The following is a 26,033-nucleotide window of genomic DNA, read 5'->3' on the forward strand; positions in this document are numbered from 1 at the left end:
GATAAACAAAATATCCGTTTTAAGTTGACTTTTAGCCTCCCAATCTCCAGAATGCCGCCGTTTGCCAAAAATCCGCTGGCAACACATTTGCATTGATTCATGACATGGTTATGAATTAATATGCAAATAAAGTGAGTGAATATTCTCTGGAGGGTGTTTTGATTAAGTCAGCGCTATTGGTTCTGGAAGACGGAACCCAGTTTATCGGTCGGGCCATAGGGGCAACGGGTTCGGCGGTTGGGGAAGTCGTTTTCAATACTTCAATGACCGGTTATCAAGAAATCCTCACTGATCCTTCCTATTCTCGCCAAATCGTTACTCTTACTTATCCTCATATCGGCAATGTCGGCACCAATGCGGCTGACGAAGAATCTTCTCAGGTACATGCGCAAGGCCTGGTCATTCGCGACCTGCCGCTGATTGCCAGCAACTTCCGCAGCACTGAAGATCTCTCGTCTTACCTGAAGCGCCATAACATCGTGGCGATTGCTGATATCGATACCCGTAAGTTAACGCGTCTGCTGCGCGAGAAGGGTGCACAGAACGGCTGCATCATCGCGGGTGATAACCTCGATGCCACGCTGGCGCTGGAAAAAGCGAAAGCCTTCCCGGGTCTGAACGGCATGGACCTGGCGAAAGAAGTGACTACCGCTGAAGCCTATAGCTGGACGCAGGGTAGCTGGACGCTGGAAGGCGACCTGCCAGAAGCGAAAAAAGAGAGCGAGCTGCCGTTCCACGTGGTGGCCTATGATTTCGGCGCCAAGCGCAACATCCTTCGCATGCTGGTTGACCGCGGCTGCCGTCTGACGGTGGTTCCGGCGAAAACCTCTGCCGAAGACGTACTGAAGATGAACCCGGATGGCATCTTCCTTTCTAACGGTCCTGGCGACCCGGCACCGTGCGACTACGCTATCGACGCCATCAAGTCCTTCCTGGAAACCGACATCCCGGTATTCGGCATCTGCCTCGGCCATCAGCTGCTGGCGCTGGCGAGCGGTGCGAACACCATCAAGATGAAGTTCGGCCACCACGGTGGTAACCACCCGGTGAAAGATATTGATAACAACACGGTGATGATCACCGCGCAGAACCACGGTTTTGCCGTCGATGAAGCGTCAATGCCGGCTAACCTGCGCGTGACGCATAAATCACTGTTCGATGGCACCCTGCAGGGGATTCATCGTACCGATAAGCCAGCGTTCAGCTTCCAGGGCCACCCGGAAGCCAGCCCGGGCCCGCACGACGCCGCGCCGCTGTTCGATCACTTCATCGAACTTATCGAGCAATACCGTAAGACCGCTAAATAATCAGGAGCCGAGAAGACCATGCCAAAACGTACAGACATAAAAAGCATCCTGATCCTTGGCGCTGGCCCGATTGTTATCGGCCAGGCCTGTGAATTTGACTACTCCGGTGCGCAGGCATGTAAAGCCCTGCGTGAAGAGGGTTACCGCGTTATCCTGGTCAACTCCAACCCGGCGACCATCATGACCGACCCGGAAATGGCGGATGCAACCTACATCGAGCCGATTCACTGGGAAGTGGTACGCAAAATCATTGAGAAAGAGCGTCCGGATGCTGTGCTGCCAACCATGGGTGGCCAGACGGCGCTAAACTGTGCGCTCGAGCTGGAGCGTCAGGGCGTGCTGGCCGAGTTCGGCGTGACCATGATTGGCGCGACCGCCGATGCAATTGATAAAGCAGAAGACCGTCGTCGCTTCGACGTGGCGATGAAAAAAATCGGCCTCGACACCGCGCGTTCCGGTATCGCGCACAATATGGAAGAGGCGCTGGCCGTTGCGGCTGAAGTGGGCTATCCGTGCATCATCCGTCCATCCTTCACCATGGGGGGGACCGGCGGCGGTATCGCCTACAACCGCGAAGAGTTCGAAGAGATTTGCGAACGCGGTCTGGATCTCTCGCCAACCAAAGAGCTGCTGATTGATGAATCGCTGATTGGCTGGAAAGAGTACGAGATGGAAGTGGTGCGTGATAAAAACGACAACTGCATCATCGTCTGCTCCATCGAAAACTTCGATGCGATGGGTATCCACACCGGCGACTCCATCACCGTTGCGCCAGCCCAGACGCTGACCGACAAAGAGTACCAAATCATGCGTAACGCCTCGATGGCGGTGCTGCGTGAAATCGGTGTGGAAACCGGCGGCTCAAACGTGCAGTTCTCGGTGAACCCGAAAACGGGGCGTCTGATTGTTATCGAAATGAACCCGCGCGTGTCCCGTTCCTCCGCGCTGGCCTCCAAAGCGACCGGCTTCCCGATTGCGAAAGTGGCGGCGAAACTGGCGGTGGGTTACACCCTCGATGAGCTGATGAACGATATCACCGGTGGCCGCACGCCAGCCTCCTTCGAACCGTCCATCGACTACGTTGTGACCAAAATTCCACGCTTCAATTTCGAGAAATTCGCCGGTGCGAACGACCGCCTGACCACCCAGATGAAATCTGTCGGTGAAGTGATGGCGATTGGCCGCACGCAGCAGGAATCCCTGCAGAAAGCGTTGCGCGGTCTGGAAGTGGGTGCAACCGGCTTTGACCCTAAAGTCAGCCTGGACGACCCGGAAGCACTGACCAAAATTCGCCGCGAACTGAAAGATGCGGGTGCAGAGCGTATCTGGTACATCGCCGATGCCTTCCGTGCTGGCCTGTCCGTCGACGGCGTATTCAACCTGACCAACATTGACCGCTGGTTCCTGGTGCAGATTGAAGAGCTGGTGCGTCTGGAAGAGAAAGTGGCAGAGCTGGGCATCAACGGCCTGGACGCAGACTTCCTGCGTATGCTGAAGCGTAAAGGTTTCGCCGATGCGCGTCTGGCCAAGCTGGCGGGCGTACGTGAAGCGGAAATCCGCAAGCTGCGTGACCAGTATGACCTGCACCCGGTTTACAAGCGCGTGGACACCTGTGCGGCGGAGTTCTCCACCGACACCGCGTACATGTACTCCACCTATGAAGACGAGTGTGAAGCGAACCCGTCCGTCGACCGCGACAAGATTATGGTGCTGGGCGGCGGTCCAAACCGTATCGGCCAGGGCATTGAGTTTGACTACTGCTGCGTACACGCCTCGCTGGCGCTGCGCGAAGACGGTTACGAGACCATCATGGTCAACTGTAACCCGGAAACGGTCTCAACCGACTACGACACCTCCGACCGCCTCTACTTCGAGCCGGTTACTCTGGAAGACGTGCTGGAAATCGTGCGTATTGAGAAGCCAAAAGGCGTTATCGTGCAGTACGGTGGCCAGACTCCGCTGAAGCTGGCACGTGCGCTGGAAGCCGCAGGCGTACCGGTTATCGGTACCAGCCCGGATGCGATTGACCGTGCGGAAGACCGCGAGCGTTTCCAGCAGGCGGTTGACCGTCTGAAGCTGAAACAGCCAGCCAACGCCACCGTCACCGCCATTGAGATGGCCGTTGAGAAGGCGAAAGAGATTGGCTATCCGCTGGTGGTGCGTCCTTCTTACGTCCTGGGCGGCCGCGCGATGGAAATCGTGTATGACGAAGCTGACCTGCGTCGCTACTTCCAGACGGCGGTGAGCGTTTCTAACGATGCGCCAGTGCTGCTCGACCGCTTCCTCGACGACGCGGTAGAGGTGGACGTTGACGCCATCTGCGACGGCGAAATGGTGCTGATTGGCGGCATCATGGAGCATATCGAGCAGGCGGGCGTGCACTCCGGTGACTCAGCCTGTTCTCTGCCAGCCTACACCCTGAGCCAGGAAATTCAGGATGTGATGCGTCAGCAGGTGCAGAAGCTGGCCTTTGAACTGCAGGTTCGCGGTCTGATGAACGTCCAGTTCGCGGTGAAAGACAACGAAGTCTACCTGATTGAAGTGAACCCGCGTGCGGCACGTACCGTCCCGTTCGTCTCCAAAGCCACCGGTATTCCGCTGGCGAAAGTGGCGGCGCGCGTGATGGCGGGCCAGACGCTGGCGCAGCAGGGCGTGACCAAAGAGATCATTCCGCCGTACTACTCGGTGAAAGAAGTGGTGCTGCCGTTCAACAAATTCCCGGGCGTTGACCCACTGTTAGGGCCAGAAATGCGCTCTACCGGGGAAGTGATGGGCGTGGGCCGCACCTTCGCTGAAGCGTTCGCGAAAGCGCAGCTCGGCAGTAGCTCCACCATGAGAAAATCAGGTCGTGCGCTGCTCTCCGTTCGCGAAGGCGATAAAGAGCGTGTGGTTGACCTGGCGGCCAAGCTGCTGAAACAGGGCTTCGAGCTGGATGCAACTCACGGTACGGCGATTGTGCTGGGTGAAGCCGGTATCAACCCGCGCCTGGTGAACAAGGTGCATGAAGGTCGTCCGCACATTCAGGACCGTATCAAGAATGGCGAATACACCTACATCATCAACACCACCGCAGGTCGTCAGGCGATTGAAGACTCCAAGCTGATTCGCCGCAGCGCGCTGCAGTACAAAGTGCACTATGACACTACCCTGAACGGCGGTTTCGCAACAGCTATGGCGCTGAATGCGGATGCCACCGAGAAGGTGATTTCAGTGCAGGAAATGCACGCGCAGATTAACAAGTAAGACAAAATGCCCGGTGCCATTCGGTTGCCGGGCATTCTTCCCCTCTTCAGAACCTTCTGGTTTTCCATCCGCTTTCAGTCAGTTAGCCTAAAATGGTTAGGTCGATAACGAAATTCATCTGAGAGCAGGGGAAAACACCATGCAAAATAAATTACTGATCGCTTCCGTTCTGGCTGCCACTGCACTGTTTACCGTAGCAGGCTGTTCATCTAACCAGGCAGTCAAAACCACCGATGGCAAAACCATCGTGACTGACGGGAAACCGCAGGTAGATGATGACACCGGACTGGTGTCGTACAAAAACGCCGAAACCGGTCAAACGGAGCAGATTAACCGTGACCAGGTGAAATCCATGGGCGAGCTGGATAACTAAAAAAAAGCCGTGGCAAATGCCACGGCTTTTCGCTTTTGCTGGACGATTACCAGCGGTGGTTCAGCAGGATATGGCCGCCATAGGCAGCATAGCTGTTCTCACCCCATTCGCCGCTGGCACGCAGCGAAAGCGTCGTGGTTTCGTTCAGGTTGCCGGTGACGCCCAGTTCTAACTGACCACGATCTTCCGGCGTATCGTTGCTCACGGTTTCATCATTAAACGCCAGATCGTTTTGGCCTGCCCCTTTCAGCCAGTTCACCGCAACGTACGGCTGCCAGGCTTTCACGTCCTTCTGCTCGAAGTAGCTGGACTTAACGCCCAGACGACCAAAGATGCTGTCGTTGTCCAGAGTCGTTACGCGCACGCCGTCGCGATCGGTATGATTTTCCTGATCGAGATAGCTGTAGATCACCTGCGCCTGCGGCTCGATCTTCCAGGTACGCGCGTTTTCTGACGGGATAACCCACGCGTGGCCGACTTCGACAGACGCAGCGAAGCCTTCGCTGTCGTAGTCTTCATCATTGCGGTTGCTGGTCACTTTATTGTTGTACCAGCTATAAGCGGCCCAGGTATCAATGTAGCTGCCCAGGCGTAATGTCTGATCTTCCTGCCAGGTGGCATACACCCCAACATTGAAACCATCCACCTTGCCTTGAGCATCACGCACGTTGTGCTTCGCATCCGAATGCGTCTTCGCCTGGCCAGCACCGAACATGCCACCGGCACGCAGGATCCCATTGTCCATTGGCTTGCTCATGAAATCGCTGCCGACTTGCAGAACGGTCGTGGTGGTGTCGTAGCTGACTTTATCGCCACCCGCGTCGTTCTCGTGATAACGACCCTTAACGTACATCCAGGTGTTCAGATCGTCTTCATTGCGGAAGGTGATTTGATCGCGGTCGTCACGCTTGTGCAGGAACATGCTTTGGGCAGCAAGGTAGTTGCCTAAGTAAGCGCCAACTTCAGGGGCCATAACTTCAGGGGCTGAGTTGCCACCGTTATCGCTATTACCGCCGTTATCCGTGTTGCCACCGTTATCGCTATTACCGCCGTTATCCGTGTTGCCATCGGTATCGGTATTGCCACCGTTGTCGGTATTGCCACCGTTGTCGGTATTGTCGCCGTTATCGGTATTACCACCGTTATCGGTATTGTCACCGTCGGTGTTTCCGCCGTCATCATTATCGTCTGCCGGCTCATCTGATGGCGTCGCCTTCGATTCCAGATACCAGTTGCCGTCGCCGTGCTGATACAGATTGTATTCATACGCCCCGGCAACAACCGGTGCTGCCAGCGTCAGTTGGGCTTCAGAACTGCCACCGACGCTCACAATTTCCATACCATTTACCGTTTGAGCGCCCAGACCGCCTATATTCTTAACGCTGACATCAGACTGACCGAAGCTGCTGCCCGTAATGGTGAGGTGGTCGGTTGGTGCGTTATCTTCGCCGAGGCTGCTGTTCATTACGATCTGGCTACCAGAAGAACCCGTGTAGTCGCCGTTTATTATGAAATTGTTGCCAACACTGTTATTGGCCGCGCCGAGTAACAGCGTGCCACCGTTGGTAACGTTGCCGTTAACCGTATCGATACCTGAAACGCTCAGGGTCGTGTTACCCTGAACCGCATTCCATGCCGCCAGCGTACCGCCGGTCAGGATATCAATGTTGTTATTCACTTCACCTGCCGTGGCAAACGCTGCACCATTTTCAACGGTGACGGTGGCGTTACTGCCTTTCACGCCGAGCGTTGCACCACTGGCGATCAGCGTCGTACCGTTATGCAGAACGGTATTTCCCGTGTAGCTATTATTGCCGGAGAGCGTCAGGGTGTTTGAATCTGCTTTTTCGACATTACCGCTACCGGTAATGCCGGTGGCGAATGTGGAAGAACTGCCCTGATTAAAAATAACGGTGCCGTTGTTGGTCAGGCCACCGCTCAGCGTGGCGGTTTTCGTGCCATCACCAAGCTGGAGAGAGGCATCTTTTGCAACGAGGGTATTACCGGCATTCGCGACGGCACCTGACAGGACTAAATCACCGCTGTTGACCTGTAAAGAGTCATCTGCGCCGATAATGTCTATATTGCCTGACAGCGTCCACTTTTCACCATCCATTTTTACTGACGCAAAGCCATCCCCTTCCTTCAGTCCGATGAAATTGCTGTCTTCTGTGCCCGTACCAACCAGTGAAAGCGTGTTGCCTTTTGACGCGGTGGAGATGACATCTCCTTTGAGTGACGATCCTGTGTTCAGTACCAGCGTATTATTTTTCGTGCTGGCAAACATAATAGCTGTCGTATCGCCACTAATCGCGCCACTGTTTGTGATGTCCGCTTTCGACGTGTCCGTGACGTTGATACCGTACTGCGTTCCCTCTAAGGTGCCGGTATTAATAATTTTGGTATTACCATCGCTCAGGCTGATACCATCGCCGTTTGTACCCGTTATTTTTCCGCTATTATTTATTCCCACACCAATCTGAGAACTCAGGCCTGTGTTTCCTCTGATTATGCCTGTGTCAGTGTTAGCGATATTGACGGCTGAAGAGCTTTCACTGACGAACACGCCATTCTCTGTGCCTGTGATGTTTCCATCATTGTTTAGATCGCCAAGCATTGACTGAACATTTACGGCATTGGCTGTTGTAGAGGAAATGGTTGCACCGCTTTCATTATGAATAATGACTCGCTGAGCCCCGGTATTAATATCTAATCCATTCCCTTTTCCGGAAATATTACCTTTGTTGGTCATGGATGTGACATTGATGCCTGTGACCGATACGGCACTCTCGCTTCCCGCGGAGGAAATGGTGACATCTTTATTTATCACGTATTCTGCATCAGCGGAAAAATCCTGGGGTACTGAGGTTGACTGGCTAATAGTTCCAGCGAAGGCCACTACCGGTGTGAATATAAGTAAAGCAGGAAATATATTTCCCAGAGTTTTTGTGGTCTTGTTTAATTTGAATATTTTGTTGCGCATTTACACGTCCATTTGAAAAGAAGTGGCGCTAATTAATGACTTAAAATAGCGCTTCTGGGCTACTTAAAAGAATGATTCAACGATAAAAAGCGTAAAATTATTAATTTTTCAATGTGTTATGTATAGATCATTTTGCTAAAGAATAATTTTATATTTTCTTAATTGATCACTTGCTAATATGCTTTAGCGCTTAATTATTCATTTCAAATATCATCTGATAACAGTCATTTTTGTTGGTTTGAGGTCTGCTATACCCGCCAGGAAGTAGGGTTGCCAATAGTTGCGTTTTACCTTTGCGAGGTCTGTTGACCCTTTCACCGGGCGGGTTAACTGTCTACACTCACTGCTACAAGAAGAGAAGAAGACAGGTCATTTGATGATACTCATAATTTACGCGCACCCTTATCCGCAGCACTCGCATGCGAATAAGCGGATGCTTGAGCAGGTAAGGACGCTTGATAACGTAGAGATACGTTCCCTCTATCAACTTTATCCCGATTTTAATATCGATATCGCTGCTGAACAGGACGCGCTCTCCCGTGCCGATCTGATTATCTGGCAGCATCCAATGCAGTGGTACAGCACGCCTCCGCTCCTGAAACTGTGGATTGATAAAGTCTTCTCCCACGGTTGGGCGTATGGCCACAATGGCAATGCGCTAAAAGGGAAAAGCCTGATGTGGGCGGTGACCACTGGCGGAGGAGAAAGCCACTTTGATATTGGTTCTTTCCCGGGGTTTGACGTGCTGGCCCAGCCGCTACAGGCTACTGCACTCTATTGTGGTTTGAACTGGATCCCACCTTTTGCGATGCACTGCACGTTTGTCTGCGACGATGAAACGCTGCAGGCGCAGGCTCGCCATTACAAACAACGCTTACTTGAGTGGCAGGAGACGCACCATGGATAGCCATACGCTGATACAGGCGCTGATTTATCTCGGCGCGGCGGCGCTGATTGTGCCCGTGGCGGTACGCCTGGGGCTGGGCTCGGTTCTCGGCTACCTGATTGCGGGCTGCGTCATTGGGCCGTGGGGTTTTCGTCTGGTTACGGATGCAGAGGCGATTCTCCATTTCGCTGAAATCGGTGTTGTGCTGATGCTGTTTGTGATTGGTCTGGAGCTCGATCCGCAGCGCCTGTGGAAACTTCGCGCCTCGGTATTTGGCGGCGGGGCATTGCAGATGGTGGCCTGCGGCTTGCTGCTGGGCGGGTTCTGCATCCTGCTGGGAATGGACTGGAAAGTGGCTGAGCTCATCGGCATGACGCTGGCGCTCTCCTCGACGGCCATTGCCATGCAGGCGATGAACGAGCGAAACCTGACGGTCTCCCAGATGGGGCGCAGCGCGTTCTCGGTGCTGCTGTTCCAGGATATAGCGGCGATTCCGCTGGTGGCGATGATCCCGTTGCTGGCGGCAAGCGGCTCCTCCACCACGCTGGGCGCGTTCGCGCTGTCGGCACTGAAGGTTGTAGGGGCGCTGGCACTGGTGGTCCTGCTGGGCCGCTACGTGACCCGTCCGCTGCTGCGTTTCGTCGCCCGCTCGGGTCTGCGCGAAGTGTTCAGCGCCGTGGCACTGTTCCTGGTCTTTGGTTTTGGTTTGCTGCTGGAAGAAGCCGGGCTGTCGATGGCGATGGGGGCATTCCTTGCGGGCGTTCTGCTGGCAAGCTCTGAATACCGGCACGCGCTGGAAAGCGATATTGAGCCGTTCAAAGGGTTGCTGCTGGGACTGTTTTTCATCGGCGTGGGGATGTCCGTCGACTTCGGCACGCTGGTCACACACCCGCTGCGGATTATCATCCTGCTGGTCGGTTTCCTGGTCATTAAAATGGCAATGCTGTGGCTGATTGCGCGGCCTTTAAATGTGCCGGGTAAACAGCGCAGCTGGTTTGCAGTACTGCTGGGGCAGGGGAGTGAATTTGCGTTCGTGGTCTTTGGCGCCGCGCAGATGGCAAACGTGCTGGATCCTGAGTGGGCAAAAGCGCTGACGCTGGCGGTCGCACTCTCGATGGCGGCAACGCCTGTTCTGCTGGTGGTGCTGACTCGCCTCGAAAAATCGGGTAGCGATCAGGAGCGCGAAGCCGATGAAATCGACGAGGAGCAGCCACGCGTGATCATCGCTGGTTTTGGTCGCTACGGACAGATCGTAGGGCGTTTGCTGCTGTCGAGTGGGGTGAAAATGGTCATCCTCGACCACGATCCCGACCATGTCGATACGCTGCGTAAATTTGATATGAAAGTGTTTTACGGTGATGCCACCCGTGTCGATCTGCTGGAATCCGCGGGGGCCGCAAAAGCGGAGGTGTTGATTAACGCCATTGACGATCCGGAGACCAGCATACAGATGGTGGAGCTGGTAAAAGAACATTTCCCGGCGCTGAGGATCATTTCCCGCGCGCGCGATGTGGATCATTACATCCGACTACGTCAGGCAGGCGTTGAGGCACCCGAGCGTGAAACATTCGAAGGTGCGCTGAAATCCGGGCGTATGGCGCTCGAGAATCTGGGGCTCGGGGCGTATGAAGCGCGCGAACGTGCGGATCTGTTCCGCCGCTTTAACACCGGGATGGTGGAAGAGATGGCGGCGATGGCAGGCAGCACGGCCACGGAGCGGGCGGCGGTGTTTAAACGCACCAGTGCGATGCTGACGGAAATCATCAATGAGGACCGTAATCATCTGTCGCTGATCCAGCGTCATGGCTGGCAGGGCACGGAAGAGGGCAAGCATACCGGCGATCCGGCTGACGAGCCCGAGAGTAAACCTTCAGTGTGAAGTGGCGTTGCCAGCAATATTAAAAAATTTCTGTATCTTTACTCTGCCGCCAGTCGACGAAAGATTAAGCTTTCCGTATAGTGGCGGCAATTTTTTGCATCCGGGAAATTTTCAATGATCAGTCTGATTGCAGCGCTGGCGGTAGACCGCGTTATCGGTATGGAAAATGCCATGCCGTGGAACCTGCCTGCCGATCTCGCATGGTTTAAACGTACGACGTTAAACAAGCCGGTAGTGATGGGCCGCCTGACCTGGGAGTCGATTGGTCGTCCATTGCCGGGCCGTAAGAATATCGTTATCAGTAGCCAGCCGGGTACTGACGATCGCGTCGAATGGGTTAAGTCCGTAGATGAAGCGATTGCTGCCTGCGGTGATGCCGAAGAGATCATGGTGATCGGCGGTGGTCGTGTTTATGAGCAGTTCCTGCCTAAAGCGCAGAAGCTGTATCTGACCCACATTGATGCGGAAGTGGAAGGGGATACCCATTTCCCGGATTACGATCCGGACGAGTGGGAATCCGTATTCAGTGAATTCCACGACGCCGATGCGCAGAACTCCCACAGCTACTGCTTCGAGATTCTGGAACGTCGTTAAGTTTTTCCCCTCACCCTGGGTGAGGGGGATTCATCAGGAGGCGACGGCCTCACTCTCCCCTGAGTCCTGCTGTCGGTTGGATGGCTGCACGAAGTAAGCTTTATCTTCCCAGCGTAAGCAGGTTAACTCGCCTCCCCAGCAGCAGCCGGTATCCAGACCGTAGATACCCTCTGGCATGCCTTTGCCCTCCAGTGCCGCCCAGTGACCAAACGCTATGCTGTATTCGGTTGTTACCGGCCCCGGAATGGCAAACCACGGTTTGAGGGGGGCAGGCGCGCTTTCCGGCGTTTCCTTGGAATACATGTCCAGCTGCCCGTTCGGGAAGCAGAATCGCATGCGGGTGAACGCATTGGTGATAAAGCGCAGGCGGGCCAGACCGCTGAGCTCTTCGCTCCAGTGGTTCGGCATATCGCCGTACATGGCATCCAGGAAGAAGGGATACGAGTCGCTCGCCAGTACCGCTTCTACGTCACGCGCACAGGTTTTTGCCGTCTCAAGATCCCATTGCGGGGTGATCCCGGCATGGGCCATGACCAGTTTTTTATCCTCGTCGACCTGCAACAAGGGCTGACGGCGCAGCCAGTTAATCAGATCGTCCGCGTCTGGCGCTTCCAGCAGCGGAGTGAGGCGATCTTTAGGCTTGTTGCGGCTGATCCCGGCAAACACGGCCAGCAGATGGAGATCGTGATTGCCCAGCACCATGCGCACGCTATCGCCCAGCGATTTGACGAAACGTAAAACCTCAAGCGAGCCCGGGCCGCGCGCGACTAAATCGCCCGTCAGCCAGAGGGTGTCCTGCCCTGGCGTAAAGTCGACCTGTTTTAACAATGCGATCAGTTCATCGTAGCAACCGTGAACGTCGCCAATCAGATATGTAGACATTAGATTAATGAATGAGTGTGGTTACGGCGAGACGGAACACAGGAATAGCAACGCGGAACACATTGCCATCGACGTCGACCATTTCGTAATGGCCTTGCATGGTACCCAGCGGCGTTTCAATCACCGCACCGCTGGTGTACTGGTACTCTTCGCCAGGGGCGATGTGGGGCTGTTCGCCCACGACACCTTCACCCTGAACTTCGATTTCGCGGCCATTGCCGTTGGTGATAAGCCAGTAGCGCCCGCGCAGCTGCACGGGCATCCGCCCCAGATTGCGAATGGTCACGGTGTAAGCAAAGACAAAACGCTCTTCATCGGGTGAGGATTGCGATTCAACATAGACGCTTTGTACATGGACACATACGCGGGGCGAATCAATCATGGCTTAACTCTCCTTCGGCGGCGCATTTTCGCTGATGTAATTAGCCAGCTTGCAGTACTGCTCTACGGAAATGTTCTCCGCACGCATTGCCGGGTCGATCCCCAGCTCGGCTAACACCTCAACGGTAAATGAATTGCTCAGGCTGTTACGGATCGTTTTACGGCGCTGGTTAAAGGCTTCTGTGGTAATGCGGCTGAGGACACGCAGATCTTTAACCGGATAGGGTTTCGTTTTATGTGGCACAAGGCGCACAACCGCTGAATCCACTTTCGGTGGTGGTGTGAACGCTGACGGCGGCACTTCGAGTACCGGGATCACGTTACAGTAATATTGTGCCATCACGCTTAAACGACCATACGCTTTACTGTTCGGCCCTGCAACCAGACGGTTAACCACCTCTTTTTGCAACATGAAGTGCATATCGGCAATGGCATCAGTATAGCTAAACAGGTGGAACATGAGCGGCGTGGAGATGTTGTACGGCAGGTTGCCGAAGACGCGCAGCGGCTGACCCATTTTCTCCGACAGTTCGCCAAAGTTCATGGTCATGGCGTCCTGCTGGTAGATGGTCAGCTTCGGTCCGAGGAACGGGTGCGTTTGCAGGCGTGCGGCAAGATCGCGGTCCAGTTCGATGACGGTCAGCTCGTCGAGGCGTTCGCCTACCGGCTCGGTCAGTGCAGCAAGGCCCGGACCGATTTCGACCATAGCCTGACCTTTTTGCGGATTAATAGCCGAAACAATGCTTTCGATCACGAACTGATCGTTGAGGAAGTTTTGCCCGAAGCGTTTTCGGGCTAAGTGGCCCTGATGGACTCGATTAGTCATTGAGTATTAACAATCATTTTGATGGCGAGATTAAGCGCCGTAATAAAACTGCCGACATCCGCTTTCCCCTGTCCTGCCAGATCCAGCGCAGTACCGTGGTCAACGGACGTTCGAATAAAGGGTAAACCGAGGGTGATATTCACCCCGCGGCCAAAGCCCTGGTATTTTAGCACGGGCAGGCCCTGATCGTGGTACATCGCGAGGACGGCGTCGGCATTATCCAGGTATTTCGGCTGAAAAAGCGTGTCCGCAGGGAGCGGCCCGCTAAGATTCATCCCTTTAGCGCGCATTTCTTCAAGCACCGGAATAATGGTGTCGATCTCTTCGGTGCCCATGTGTCCACCTTCTCCCGCATGCGGATTCAGGCCGCAAACCAGAACGTGTGGCTGTTTGATGCCGAATTTGGTTTGCAGGTCATGATGCAGGATCCCGATGATCTCCCGCAGCAGTGCCGGGGTGATGGCATCAGGAATGGCCTTAACAGGCAGATGGGTGGTCACGAGCGCAACGCGCATTGCCTCCGTCGCCAGCATCATCACTACTTTCGGGCTGTGCGAGCGCTCTTCAAAGAATTCCGTGTGCCCGGTGAAGGGGATACCCGCTTCGTTGATGACGCCCTTGTGCACGGGGCCGGTGATCAGGGCAGCAAATTCACCCTTCAGGCAACCGTCGCAGGCGCGCGCGAGGGTTTCCACGACGTAGTGGCCGTTTTCCGTGCTGAGCTGGCCTGGAATGACCGGTGTACGAAGAGGGACAGAAAGAACCGTGAGCGTACCGGCTTGCTGTGGTGCTGGCTGTTGGCCTTCAACGTAAGGAATAAGCGTTAAAGGCAGACCGAGCAGCTTCGCCCGGTCTTGTAACAGTGTTGCATCTGCGCAGACAACCAGTTCCACCGGCCAGCTTCGCTGGGCGAGCTGGACAACGAGGTCTGGCCCAATCCCGGCGGGTTCGCCGGGGGTGATCACAACACGATGCGGTTTCATTAGTTACTCAGAACTTTCACGTAAGCACTGGCGCGTTGTTCCTGCATCCAGGTTGCCGCTTCTTCAGAGAACTTACGGTTAAACAGCATACGGTAAGCGCGGTCTTTCTGCGCCGCATCCGTTTTATCCACGTTACGGGTGTCCATCAGCTCGATCAGATGCCAGCCAAATGAAGAGTGTACCGGAGCACTGATCTGGCCTTTGTTCAGCTTCATCAGCGCATCGCGGAAGGCAGGATCGTAAATATCTGCTGCAGCCCAGCCCAGATCGCCGCCCTGATTAGCAGAGCCTGGATCCTGAGAGAACTCCTTCGCGGCATTGGCAAACGAGGTTTTACCGCTCTTAATGTCTGCCGCAATCTGCTCCAGCTTCGCACGTGCCTGATCGTCAGTCATGATCGGTGACGGTTTCAGCAGAATATGACGAGCGTGAACTTCAGTCACGGAAATGTTCTGGCTCTGACCACGCAGATCGTTCACTTTCAGAATGTGGAAGCCCACACCGGAACGGATTGGACCCACGATATCGCCTTTCTTCGCCGTACTCAGCGCCTGGGCAAAGATGGATGGCAGCTCCTGAATACGTCCCCAGCCCATCTGGCCGCCTTTCAGCGCCTGTTGGTCAGCGGAGTAGGTGATAGCCAGCTTGCCAAAGTCGCCGCCGTTACGCGCCTGTTCGACAATAGAACGTGCCTGACTTTCTGCTTCCGCAGCCTGATCGGAGGTTGGGTTCTCTGGCAGTGGGATCAGAATGTGGCTCAGGTTCAGCTCTGTGCTCGCATCGTTCTGGTTACCCACCTGTTTTGCCAGCGCGTCCACTTCCTGCGGCAGGATCGTGACGCGACGACGGACTTCATTGTTACGCACTTCCGAAATCAGCATCTCTTTACGGATCTGGTTGCGGTAGGTGGCGTAGCTGATGCCGTCATAGGCCAGACGACTGCGCATCTGATCCAGAGACATGTTGTTTTGCTTTGCGATGTTAGCGATGGCCTGATCGAGTTGCTCGTCAGTCACCTTCACGCCCATTTTCTGACCCATCTGCAGAACGATCTGATCCATGATCAGTCGTTCCAGGATCTGATGGCGCAGCGTGGCGTCATCCGGAAGTTGCTGACCTGCTTCGCCCGAATTGAGCTTCACAGATTTCATCAGACCGTCAACGTCACTTTCGAGAACGACGCCGTTGTTAACAACAGCGGCGACCTTATCAACAACCTGGGGGGCCGCGAAGCTGGTATTCGCAACCATAGCGACACCGAGCAGCAGCGTTTTCCAGTTCTTCATACTTTTTCCATTTCAATTAACCGCAAAGCGGATTACGTTGTAAATCAAATACATTACAAGGAACTACGGTATGGCAGGATGTTCGAACGCAGCATCTGCTGGGTGCCCAGGCCGTAGTTGGAACTCAGGCCGCGCAGTTCGACATTAAAGCCAATCACGTTATCGTATTTGCTCTGATTGTTTTGAGTATCCCAGCCGTTAAGCTTACGTTCGTAGCCGACACGCAGCGCATAACAGCAGGAGTTATATTGCAGACCCACCATCTGGTCAGCAGGTTTATTGGCGTTAGTGTCAAAGTAGTAAGCGCCTACGATTGACCAGCGATCGGCGATAGGCCAGCTTGCTGCGCCACCCACCTGCGAAATCCCATCTTTGTATTGGTCAGCATTGGCGTAGTTCGGCAATGTCGCCTGAATATATTCCGGACTGGCATAACGGTACGTCAACTGCATCATACGGTCTTCATCGCGACGGTATTCAATAGCTGCACTGCTCGTCGCGATATTGTCCAGTCGCGTATCGTACTGCAACCCACCGCGCAGACCCCAGCGATCGGTCATGCGCCAGTAGGTATCACCCGCCCACACCAGTGAACCCGTTTTGTTGTCTTTCTCCCAGTTAATGTCGTCATCACCCGTACGAGACTCGGTGAAATAGTAAATTTGACCAACAGAAACGTTAAAACGTTCAACGGCAGATTCATCATAAACGCGCGTTGTGACACCGGTCGTTAACTGGTTAGCGGAAGCAATTCGGTCGAGACCACCGTAGGTACGGTCGCGGAACAGGCCGCTATAGTCCGATTGCAGGAAAGAGGAGTCGTAGTTCTGAATCTTGCTCTGATCGCGATAAGGCACGTAAAGATACTGCATACGCGGTTCAAGCGTCTGAGTATAGCCATCCGCCAGGAGTGCCATATCACGTTCGAAAATCAGTTTACCGTCCATCTTAAACTGGGGAAGCGTACGGTTTACTGATTCTTCAAGATCGGTACCATAGCGATTGTTGTACCAGTCCAGATTTTTCTGCTGATAGTGCGTCGCCATGAGCTTGGCTTCGGTATTCAGACTTGCCCAGTCATTTGACCAGGGCAGGTTGACCGTCGGCTCAATATGAACGCGTGTGGATTCTGGCATATCCGAGTTGGTATTAACGAAATGCACCGCCTGAGCGTAGACGTGGGTGTCGAAAGGACCGACATCGTTTTGGTACCAGTTCACGTCCAGTTGCGGTTCAGCACCGTAGGTACTTGCTGTTTGGGTATTAAAGACCTGGAACTGCTTGGTTGACACCGTGGCGTTAAAGTTTTGAATCGCATAGCCAACGCTGAATTTCTGCGTGGCATAACCATCGGTACTTGAACCGTACTTGGAGTCAAAGTCATTAAAGTAGTAAGGATCGCTGACCTTGGTATAGTCGACGTTAAAACGCCAGACCTGATCCAGTACCCCTGCATGCTGCCAGAAATACATCCAGCGGTGCTTGTCGCCTTCGGTCGGGTGCTCATCCTGGAAGACTTTATCTGACGGCAGATAATCCAGCTCCATCAGACCCGCACCGGCCTGAGTCAGGTAGCGGAACTCGTTCTCCCACATGACGTTGCCGCGCTTATGGATATAGTGCGGCGTGATCGTGGCGTCCATGTTGGGCGCGATGTTCCAGTAATACGGCAGGTAGAACTCAAAGTAGTTCGAGGTGCTGTATTTGGCGTTAGGGATCAGGAAGCCCGAGCGACGCTTGTCACCCACGGGAAGCTGAAGATAAGGGCTGTAGAATACCGGTACCGGACCCAGCTTAAAGCGGGCGTTCCAGATCTCCGCGACCTGCTCTTCACGGTCGTGGATCACTTCGCTCCCGACCACGCTCCAGGTGTTTGACCCTGGCAAACAGGAGGTAAAGGAGCCATTTTCCAGGATCGTATAGCGGTTTTCACCGCGCTGTTTCATCAGGTCCGCTTTACCGCGTCCCTGGCGACCCACCATCTGGTAATCACCTTCCCAGACGTTAGTATCTTTCGTATTCAGGTTTGACCAGGCTTTCGGACCTTTCAGGATGACCTGATTGTCGTCATAGTGCACATTACCCAGCGCATCCACCGTTCGTACCGGCTCGGCCGCGCCTTCCGGCTGCTTCTGGTGCAACTGCACTTCATCTGCCTGCAGGCGGCTATTGCCCTGGTTAATATCCACATTGCCCGTAAACGTGGCGTTGTCAGGATAAGTACCCTTAGAACTGTCTGCAGTAATGGTTACCGGCAAGCTATTTGTATCACCCTGCACCAGTGGGCGATTATAACTTGGAACGCCAAGCATACACTGCGAGGCGAGATCGGCCGCCAGCCCCTGTTGACTGTACAGGGCGGTGCCAATCATTGTGGCCAGAAGGGTGGGGATACGTTTTTTCATACGTTGTATTTTATTGTTCCGTCATCAGTGGCTACGGCTTACAAACGCTCAGAGACTATCTTACTCATCAGCGCAGTACCAGCGTTAATCCTGCCCGTTTGCGTGCCAGAGTGTTAGGCTCGCTATCGAATGACGAGTATGATAAAGCAAATTATAGGCGATGTCCTTCAATTGACCGTGGCTTGAACACTGTGATGATGACGTTGCGTCGGCCAGGAATATGACTATCCGGGGAGTATATGCAGTATTGGGGTAAAATAATCGGCGTTGCGTTCGCCATCATCATGGGTGCCGGGTTCTGGGGAATCGTGCTTGGGCTCATTATCGGTCATATGTTTGATAAGGCGCGCAGCCGCAAAATGGCCTGGTTTGCGAATCAGCGCGAGCGCCAGTCACTCTTTTTCTCCACCACCTTTGAAGTCATGGGGCATTTAACCAAATCCAAAGGCCGCGTGACCGAAGCCGATATTCAAATCGCCAGCATCTTTATGGACCGCATGAATTTGCATGGTGAATCCCGTGTGGCCGCGCAGAATGCGTTTCGCATTGGGAAATCAGATAACTATCCGCTGCGTGAAAAAATGCGTCAGTTCCGCAGCATCTGCTTCGGACGTTTTGATTTAATTCGGATGTTTCTGGAAATTCAAATCCAGGCGGCGTTTGCTGACGGTTCACTGCACCCTAATGAACGTGATGTTCTGTACGTCATTGCAGAAGAGTTGGGCATCTCCCGAATGCAGTTCGACCAGTTCTTACGCATGATGCAGGGCGGCGCGCAGTTTGGCGGGGGGTATCACCAGCAGTCTTCCGGCGGTGCATGGCAGCAGGCGCAGCGTGGACCGACGCTGGACGATGCGTGCAACGTACTTGGCGTGAAACCCACTGACGATCAAACCACCATCAAACGCGCCTATCGCAAGCTGATGAGCGAGCATCACCCGGACAAACTGGTCGCGAAAGGCTTACCGCCGGAAATGATGGAGATGGCGAAGCAGAAAGCGCAGGAAATTCAGAAGGCTTACGAGCTGATTAAAGAGAAGAAAGGTTTCAAATAAAAAAGGGCCCGACACTGTCGGGCCCTTTTTTCAGAAGTCCACCGGGGCGTTAAACGTCATCGTGTTACCGAAGGCCGGATGGGTAATGGTCAGCGTCTGGGCGTGAAGCTGCAGACGCGGCGCTAACGCCAGCGCTTCCGGCGGCGCGTAAAACCGGTCGCCTAAAATCGGATGACCTAGCGCAAGCATATGCACGCGCAGCTGGTGTGAACGTCCGGTAATCGGCTTAAGGAGTATGCGCGCGGTGTTATTCGGTGCGTACTCCAGCACTTCATACTCGGTCTGCGCGGCCTTGCCGGTTTCATAGCAGACCTTCTGCTTAGGCCGGTTCGGCCAGTCGCAGATCAGCGGCAGATCCACCAACCCTTCTGCCTGTGCAGGATGTCCCCAGACGCGCGCCACGTACTGCTTCTTCGGCTCGCGCTCGCGGAACTGGCGCTTCAGCTCGCGCTCCGCCGCTTTATTGAGCGCCACCACAATCACGCCGCTGGTTGCCATATCCAGACGATGCACAGATTCCGCCTGTGGATGATCGCGCTGAATGCGCGTCATCACGCTGTCTTTGTGCTCATCCAGACGCCCCGGTACGGACAACAGGCCGCTCGGCTTGTTAACTACCATAATGTGTTCATCCTGATACAGGATGACCAGCCAGGGATCCATCGGCGGATTGTAGGGCTCCATTACCATTTTTTTGCTCCGCTTACTGATGCGTGACAACAATCAGACGCAATGCGTCCAGTCGCCAGCCCGCCTGATTCAGGCTTTCCATAATTTGCTGACGGTTGCTTTCAATGGCAGCCAGTTCATCGTCACGGATGTTCGGGTTCACCGCCTTCAGCGCTTCCAGACGGGACAGCTCCGCTGAGAGTTTCTCATCGGCCTCGGTGCGTGCAGCATCGATCAGCGCACGGGCCGCTTTCTCGATCTGGCTTTCGCCCAGCTGCAGAATGGCATGCACGTCCTGCTGTACCGCATTCACCAGCTTGCTGCCCGTATGGCGATTCACCGCGCTCAGCTGACGGTTGAAACTCTCGAATTCAACTTGCCCTGCCAGGTTGGTACCGTTTTTATCCAGCAGCAGACGCACAGGCGTTGGCGGCAGGAAGCGGGTCAGCTGGAGCTGTTTCGGTGCCTGGGCTTCCACAACGTAGATCAGTTCTACCAGCAGCGTACCCACCGGCAGTGCCTTGTTCTTGAGGAGTGAAATCGTGCTGCTACCGGTATCGCCGGAAAGGATCAGATCCAGTCCGTTACGGATCAGCGGGTGTTCCCAGGTGATGAACTGAGCATCTTCGCGGGACAGCGCCACATCACGCTCGAAGGTGATAGTACAACCATCTTCCGGCAGGCCCGGGAAATCCGGCACCAGCATGTGATCGGACGGGGTCAGGACAATCAGGTTCTCGCCGCGATCGTCCTGGTTAATACCGACGATGTCGAACAGGTTCATGGAGAAGCTGATCAGACTGGTGTCATCATCTTGTTCTTCAATGCTTTCAGCCAGCGCCTGCGCTTTCTCACCGCCGTTGGAGTGAATTTCCAGCAGGCGGTCGCGACCCTGCTCAAGCTGCGCTTTCAGCGCTTCATGCTTCTCGCGGCAGGATTTGATCAGATCGTCAAACCCGTCACTGTTTTCCGGTGCGGCCAGGTAGCCGATCAGATCGCTATGCACCTGATCGTAAATGGTGCGGCCCGTCGGGCAGGTATGCTCAAACGCATCCAGACCTTCGTGGAACCAGCGCACAAGCACGGACTGGGCAGTTTTTTCCAGATACGGCACGTGGATCTGAATATCATGCGCCTGGCCGATACGATCCAGACGACCGATACGCTGTTCCAGCAGATCCGGGTTGAACGGCAGATCGAACATCACCAGATTACTGGCAAACTGGAAGTTACGGCCTTCAGAACCGATTTCCGAGCACAGCAGAACCTGTGCGCCACTGTCTTCTTCACCGAACCATGCCGCGGCGCGGTCACGTTCAACGATGGACATCCCTTCGTGGAACACGGCAGCGCGAATACCTTCACGCTCGCGCAGCACCTGCTCCAGCTGCAGCGCGGTAGCCGCTTTGGCGCAGATCACCAGCACCTTCTGGGAGCGGTGGGCGGTCAGGTAGCCCATCAGCCACTCCACGCGCGGGTCGAAGTTCCACCAGGTGCCGGTATCGCCTTCAAATTCCTGGTAGATTTGTTCCGGGTAGAGCATGTCGCGGGCGCGCTCTTCCTGGGTTTTGCGCGCGCCCATAATGCCAGAGACTTTGATCGCCGTCTGATACTGGGTGGGCAGCGGCAGCTTGATGGTATGCAGCTCGCGTTTCGGGAACCCTTTCACGCCGTTACGGGTGTTGCGGAACAGCACGCGGCTGGTGCCGTGGCGGTCCATTAGCATGTCGATGAGCTCTTTACGCGCAGGCTCCGCGTTATCGCTATCGCTGTTCGCGGCCTGCAGCAGCGGTTCAATATCCTGCTCGCCAATCAGCTCGCTCAGGGTGTTGAGTTCCTCATTAGAAAGACGATTGCCTGCCAGCAGCATGGCCACGGCATCCGCGACCGGACGGTAGTTATTCTGTTCTTCCACGAACTGCCCGAAATCGTGGAAACGGTTTGGGTCAAGCAGGCGCAGACGGGCGAAGTGGCTTTCCAGACCCAGCTGTTCCGGCGTTGCGGTCAGCAGCAGGACGCCAGGGACGCGCTCCGCAAGCTGTTCGATAGCCATATACTCGCGGCTTGGCGCGTCTTCGCTCCAGACTAAATGGTGCGCTTCGTCAACGACCATAATGTCCCACTCGGCGTCGCACAGGTGCTCGAGACGCTGCTTGCTGCGGCGCACGAAGTCCAGGGAGCAAATGACCAGCTGTTCGGTTTCAAACGGGTTGTCGGCGTCGTGCTGCGCTTCGGCATAGCGTTCGTCGTCAAACAGGGAGAAGCGCAGGTTAAAGCGGCGAAGCATCTCGACCAGCCACTGGTGCTGCAGGGTTTCAGGCACCACGATCAGCACGCGCTCGGCGGCACCGGAAAGCAGCTGTTGATGCAGGATCATACCCGCTTCAATGGTTTTACCCAGGCCCACTTCATCGGCCAGCAGTACGCGAGGGGCATGGCGACGGCCCACGTCATGGGCGATATTCAGCTGGTGGGGGATCAGGCTGGTGCGCTGACCGCGCAGGCCGCTCCACGGCATGCGATACTGTTCACTCTGGAACTTGCGCGCGCGATAGCGCAGCGAGAAGCGATCCATACGGTCAATTTGCCCGGCAAACAGGCGGTCCTGCGGCTTACTGAAAACCAGTTTGCTGTCGAGCAGCACTTCACGCAGGATGACATTGGCTTCGTCTGTATCAAGACGCGTACCAATGTAAGCGAGCAGTCCATTCTCTTCTTTTACGTCTTCAATCTTGAGCTGCCAGCCGTCATGGCTGGTCACGGTGTCACCCGGATTGAACATCACGCGGGTTACAGGGGAGTCATTGCGAGCGTACAGGCGGTTTTCACCGGTGGCAGGGAAGAGGAGGGTAACCATACGCGCATCGACGGCAACGACGGTTCCTAATCCAAGTTCGCTTTCTGTATCGCTGATCCAGCGTTGACCAAGTGTAAAAGGCATAGTTGTTCGGCTCTAATCTTTAATTGCAGGCAATAGTTCGACCCCCGTCAAAAAAAGACGGTCATCGAAAAATGGGTCCGGGAATGGAAAGGGCGCTATGGTACTGGATGGCAGCCATTTCGTCACGTGTCAAAATAGGCCAAGTTGCCCTGTCACTAGTGTAGCAAAATCGTCGTCGATGAAGGGCAAAATTCCGTCGGCGACCGGCTGAAGCTGACGCGTCAGGTAGTGATCGTAATCGAGCGGTGAGTATTGATAATCCACCGGTTCCGGACCGTTAATTGTCCAGACGTATTTGATCGTTCCTCGGTTCTGATACTGCGGGGCGCGGCCGCGCTTCACGTTCTCTTCATCCGCCAGGCGCGCGGCGCGTACGTGGGGAGGCACATTACGTTGATACTCTGCCAGCGGGCGGCGCAGGCGTTTGCGGTAAACCAGTTGGTTATCCAGCTCACCCGCCATCAGGCTGGCGATGGTTTCGCGCACGTAATCCTGATAGGGCTCATTGCGGAATACCCGCAGGTAAAGCGTTTGCTGGAACTGCTGCGCCAGCGGGGTCCAGTCGGTGCGCACCGTCTCCAGCCCTTTGAACACCATCCGCTGCGTGTCACCTTCCTGAATCAGCCCGGCGTAGCGCTTCTTACTGCCCTGGTCGGTACCGCGAATGGTGGGCATTAAAAAGCGGGCGAAATGGGTTTCAAATTCCAGTTCTAACGTGCTGGTTAACCGCTCTTTTTGCAAACTTTCGCGCCACCAGGCGTTCACGAAGGCGACCAGTTCTTTGCCGATTCGCGCGGCGTCCTCTTCAGAATGGGCGGCTTTCAGCCAGACAAAGGTGGAGTCGGTATCGCCATAAATGACGTCATAGCCCCGGGATTCAATCAGCGCTTTGGTTTGACGCATGATTTCATGCCCGCGCATGGTGATGGATGACGCCAGTCTGGGGTCGAAAAAGCGGCAGGCGCTGGTGCCCAGCACGCCGTAAAAGGCATTCATAATGATTTTCAGCGCCTGCGAGAGGGGCTTATTGCCGTGACGCTTCGCCTCGTCGCGCCCGTGCCAGATGTTTCCCACAATTTCAGGCAGGCAGTGTTTTTCACGCGAGAAACGGGCGCCGAGAAAGCCTTCAGTGCTGTGCGCGTCGTCCGGCTGCGCCATCCCTTCCACCAGCCCCACCGGGTCAATCAGGTACGTGCGGATAATCGACGGATACAGGCTTTTATAATCCAGAACCAGCACCGAATCGTAAAGCCCTGGCCGGGAGTCCATCACATACCCGCCGGGGCTGGCCTGTGGCGGTACGTCCCCGAGGTTGGGGGCAACGTACCCTGCCCGGTGCATGCGGGGGAAATAGAGGTGGCTAAAGGCCGCTACCGAGCCGCCGTGCCTGTCGGCCGCGAGGCCGTTTACCGTCGCGCGCTCCAGCAGGAATGGCATGATCTCGGTTTTGTGGAAAATCTGCGTAACCAGCTCGCAATCTTTCAGGTTATAGGTGGCGAGCGCCGGTTTATCTTCGTTAAAGCGTCGGTCAATCTCATCCATTCTGTCCCAGGGATTGTCAATGGATTTGCCCTCGCCAAGCAGCGCCTGCGCTACGGCTTCAAGAGAGAATGACGAGAAGTTCCAGAAGGCGGATTTCAGTGCCTCGATGCCGTCGATAATCAGGCGGCCATTGGCCTGGGCGAAGAAGACGCCATTCTTAAAGCCGTGCTCGCGCCACTCCAGCTCGCTGTTGCCGCGCCCGAGTATCAGCGGAATGCGATACCGCTCGGCATGTTTTTGCAGCACGCGCAGGTCGAACTGCACCACGTTCCAGCCGATCAGGACATCGGGATCGTAGTCGGCAAACCACTGGTTAAGCTTCTCCAGCAGCTGGGGTCGGCTATTGACATATTCAAGCCGGAAATCCAGCGCGGACGAATCGCCATTTGGCGGCCCAAGCATGTACACAACCCGATCGCCGCAGCCTTCCAGGCCAATGCAGTACAGCTCGCCGTGGCGGGTAGTTTCAATGTCCAGGGAGACCCATTTTAGCGGCGGGCGATAGCCCGGGTTAGGCTTCAGACGAGCGTTAACGAGGCGACCGTTTTGCGCTGTGCCATCCACCCAGACGGGCGCGGTAATAAACCGTTCCATCAGGAAACGCTCGGGGGGACGGATATCCGCTTCGTAAAGCGTTACGCCCGCCTCGCGCAGCAGCTTTTCATAGCGCATCAGTTGACGATGGGCGCGACAGTAAAGGCCGTATACCGGATGACGGTGGAAATCTTTCAGCTCAAGAGGGGTGATGCGCCAGCCGTTTTCGCCGCGCAGCAGTTGTTTGACTTTTTCGACGTGCGATCCAGGAATAAACGCCACGGACTCCTGCGGCGGCAGCGTTACGTGCAACGGGCCGCTGTCCGTCGCCAGCCAGAATTCAACCTCAGTGCCCTGAGGCGTATCCCGCCAGTGCCGGGTCAGTAAAAAGCCTTCTTGCGCCTGCGTCACACCGTTATCCCATAAACAAAACCAGGCTTGATTATAGCCTGGTTAAGGGGTGTTTGCTGGGGTTTTATACAGTGTCTGTTTTGCCGGATGGCGCTGCGCTTATCCGGCCTACAAGCTACTGCCCGTAATACGCTTTCGCGCCGTGCTTGCGCAGGTAATGCTTATCCAGCAGGGTTTGCTGCATATCCGGTAGCTGCGGCGCGAGCTGGCGACAGAAGATCCCCATATAGGCGACCTCTTCCAGCACGATGGCGTTATGTACCGCGTCTTCCGCGTTTTTACCCCAGGCGAAGGGACCATGGGAGTGCACCAGCACGCCAGGCATCTGCGCCGCGTCGATACCCTGTTTTTCGAAGGTTTCGACAATCACGTTGCCGGTTTCCCACTCGTACTCACCGTTGATTTCCGCCTCGGTCATTAAGCGCGTGCAGGGAATGGTGCCGTAAAAGTAATCCGCGTGGGTGGTACCCGTGGCCGGAATGGACTGGCCCGCCTGCGCCCAGATGGTGGCGTGACGCGAATGGGTATGCACGATGCCGCCGATGGTCGGGAATGACTGATACAGCAGACGGTGGGTAGGCGTATCGGAGGAGGGTTTTTTGTTGCCTTCCACCACTTCACCCGTTTCGATGCTGACCACCACCATATCGTCTGCCGTCATCACCGTGTAATCCACGCCAGAAGGCTTGATCACGAACACACCTTTTTCGCGGTCAACGGCACTGACGTTGCCCCAGGTCAGGGTCACCAGGTTATGTTTCGGCAGCGCCAGGTTGGCTTCGAGCACCTGTCGTTTGAGATCGTCTAACATTGTTGTCTCCCTGCCCGGTGAACACGGTGCCACCGGGCATTT

General features: G+C 55.3%; 18 protein-coding genes. 7 read left to right on the forward strand and 11 right to left on the reverse strand.

The genetic code is table 11. From position 1 onward, the window contains the following. Positions 1 to 158: 158 nt before the first annotated feature. The 3 genes from carA (at position 159) to ACMGGM_RS16715 (ending at position 4,923) form a co-directional block, all read left to right on the forward strand. A complete protein-coding gene (gene carA, locus ACMGGM_RS16705) occupies positions 159 to 1,307 on the forward strand; it encodes a glutamine-hydrolyzing carbamoyl-phosphate synthase small subunit (protein ID WP_014882498.1) in 1,149 nt (382 codons plus the stop codon). A gap of 18 nt (positions 1,308 to 1,325) precedes the next feature. Further along, complete coding sequence (carB, locus tag ACMGGM_RS16710; protein WP_014882499.1) at positions 1,326 to 4,550, forward strand: carbamoyl-phosphate synthase large subunit; 3,225 nt, start codon at positions 1,326 to 1,328, stop codon at positions 4,548 to 4,550. A gap of 139 nt (positions 4,551 to 4,689) precedes the next feature. Further along, the gene (locus ACMGGM_RS16715) at positions 4,690 to 4,923 is read left to right on the forward strand and encodes a YgdI/YgdR family lipoprotein (protein WP_014882500.1); all 234 of its coding nucleotides are present in this window, start codon (positions 4,690 to 4,692) and stop codon (positions 4,921 to 4,923) included. Between the two features lie 46 nt (positions 4,924 to 4,969). On the opposite strand, the gene ACMGGM_RS16720 is transcribed toward ACMGGM_RS16715, so the two are convergent. Continuing rightward, on the reverse strand, positions 4,970 to 7,906 hold the full coding sequence (locus tag ACMGGM_RS16720) for an autotransporter outer membrane beta-barrel domain-containing protein (RefSeq protein WP_202815646.1): 2,937 nt from the start codon (positions 7,904 to 7,906) through the stop codon (positions 4,970 to 4,972). A 376-nt stretch (positions 7,907 to 8,282) separates the two neighbouring features. Between ACMGGM_RS16720 and kefF the strand changes: the two genes are divergently transcribed. The 3 genes from kefF (at position 8,283) to folA (ending at position 11,265) form a co-directional block, all read left to right on the forward strand. Next, positions 8,283 to 8,813 carry a glutathione-regulated potassium-efflux system oxidoreductase KefF gene (kefF, locus tag ACMGGM_RS16725; RefSeq protein WP_014882502.1) on the forward strand — a complete coding sequence of 177 codons (531 nt, stop codon included), beginning with the start codon at positions 8,283 to 8,285 and terminating at the stop codon, positions 8,811 to 8,813. After that, positions 8,806 to 10,671, forward strand: coding sequence for a glutathione-regulated potassium-efflux system protein KefC (kefC, locus tag ACMGGM_RS16730; RefSeq protein ID WP_063943965.1), 1,866 nt, complete (start codon positions 8,806 to 8,808; stop codon positions 10,669 to 10,671). Before kefF ends, kefC begins: the two co-directional genes overlap by 8 nt. Before the next feature lie 114 nt (positions 10,672 to 10,785). Further along, positions 10,786 to 11,265: a type 3 dihydrofolate reductase gene (gene folA / locus ACMGGM_RS16735; RefSeq protein ID WP_006173915.1), complete on the forward strand. Its 480-nt coding sequence runs from the start codon at positions 10,786 to 10,788 to the stop codon at positions 11,263 to 11,265. A 33-nt stretch (positions 11,266 to 11,298) separates the two neighbouring features. On the opposite strand, the gene apaH is transcribed toward folA, so the two are convergent. From apaH to lptD, 6 genes are read right to left on the reverse strand one after another with little or no spacing between them, the layout of a single operon-like run. After that, on the reverse strand, positions 11,299 to 12,147 hold the full coding sequence (gene apaH, locus ACMGGM_RS16740; RefSeq protein WP_014882504.1) for a bis(5'-nucleosyl)-tetraphosphatase (symmetrical) ApaH: 849 nt from the start codon (positions 12,145 to 12,147) through the stop codon (positions 11,299 to 11,301). Positions 12,148 to 12,151: 4 nt separating this feature from the next. Continuing rightward, positions 12,152 to 12,529: a Co2+/Mg2+ efflux protein ApaG gene (gene apaG / locus ACMGGM_RS16745; RefSeq protein ID WP_014882505.1), complete on the reverse strand. Its 378-nt coding sequence runs from the start codon at positions 12,527 to 12,529 to the stop codon at positions 12,152 to 12,154. A 3-nt stretch (positions 12,530 to 12,532) separates the two neighbouring features. Beyond that, positions 12,533 to 13,354, reverse strand: a complete 822-nt coding sequence (rsmA, locus tag ACMGGM_RS16750) for a 16S rRNA (adenine(1518)-N(6)/adenine(1519)-N(6))-dimethyltransferase RsmA (RefSeq protein WP_008502020.1) — start codon at positions 13,352 to 13,354, stop codon at positions 12,533 to 12,535. Further along, positions 13,351 to 14,337: a 4-hydroxythreonine-4-phosphate dehydrogenase PdxA gene (pdxA, locus tag ACMGGM_RS16755; protein WP_014882506.1), complete on the reverse strand. Its 987-nt coding sequence runs from the start codon at positions 14,335 to 14,337 to the stop codon at positions 13,351 to 13,353. Before pdxA ends, rsmA begins: the two co-directional genes overlap by 4 nt. Further along, complete coding sequence (gene surA, locus ACMGGM_RS16760) at positions 14,337 to 15,623, reverse strand: peptidylprolyl isomerase SurA (RefSeq protein ID WP_014882507.1); 1,287 nt, start codon at positions 15,621 to 15,623, stop codon at positions 14,337 to 14,339. The genes pdxA and surA overlap by 1 nt, the downstream gene beginning before the upstream one ends. Positions 15,624 to 15,676: 53 nt before the next feature. Next, complete coding sequence (gene lptD, locus ACMGGM_RS16765; RefSeq protein WP_014882508.1) at positions 15,677 to 18,028, reverse strand: LPS assembly protein LptD; 2,352 nt, start codon at positions 18,026 to 18,028, stop codon at positions 15,677 to 15,679. Between the two features lie 239 nt (positions 18,029 to 18,267). On the opposite strand from lptD, the gene djlA reads away from it, so the two are divergent. Then, complete coding sequence (gene djlA / locus ACMGGM_RS16770) at positions 18,268 to 19,083, forward strand: co-chaperone DjlA (RefSeq protein ID WP_014882509.1); 816 nt, start codon at positions 18,268 to 18,270, stop codon at positions 19,081 to 19,083. A 30-nt stretch (positions 19,084 to 19,113) separates the two neighbouring features. Here djlA and rluA read toward each other — a convergent pair whose 3' ends face one another. The 4 genes from rluA to araD all read right to left on the reverse strand — a co-directional run bounded on the left by rluA (position 19,114) and on the right by araD (position 25,991). After that, a complete protein-coding gene (rluA, locus tag ACMGGM_RS16775) occupies positions 19,114 to 19,773 on the reverse strand; it encodes a bifunctional tRNA pseudouridine(32) synthase/23S rRNA pseudouridine(746) synthase RluA (RefSeq protein ID WP_014882510.1) in 660 nt (219 codons plus the stop codon). Positions 19,774 to 19,786: 13 nt separating this feature from the next. Further along, positions 19,787 to 22,693, reverse strand: a complete 2,907-nt coding sequence (gene rapA, locus ACMGGM_RS16780; RefSeq protein ID WP_014882511.1) for an RNA polymerase-associated protein RapA — start codon at positions 22,691 to 22,693, stop codon at positions 19,787 to 19,789. A 129-nt stretch (positions 22,694 to 22,822) separates the two neighbouring features. Continuing rightward, entirely contained in the window at positions 22,823 to 25,180 is a 2,358-nt protein-coding gene (gene polB, locus ACMGGM_RS16785) for a DNA polymerase II (RefSeq protein WP_063943967.1), read from the reverse strand. A gap of 115 nt (positions 25,181 to 25,295) precedes the next feature. Then, positions 25,296 to 25,991: an L-ribulose-5-phosphate 4-epimerase gene (gene araD, locus ACMGGM_RS16790; RefSeq protein WP_014882513.1), complete on the reverse strand. Its 696-nt coding sequence runs from the start codon at positions 25,989 to 25,991 to the stop codon at positions 25,296 to 25,298. Between the last annotated feature and the right edge of the window lie 42 nt (positions 25,992 to 26,033).

This window comes from Enterobacter sp. BNK-14 (assembly GCF_047456095.1).
GTDB lineage: Bacteria > Pseudomonadota > Gammaproteobacteria > Enterobacterales > Enterobacteriaceae > Enterobacter > Enterobacter kobei.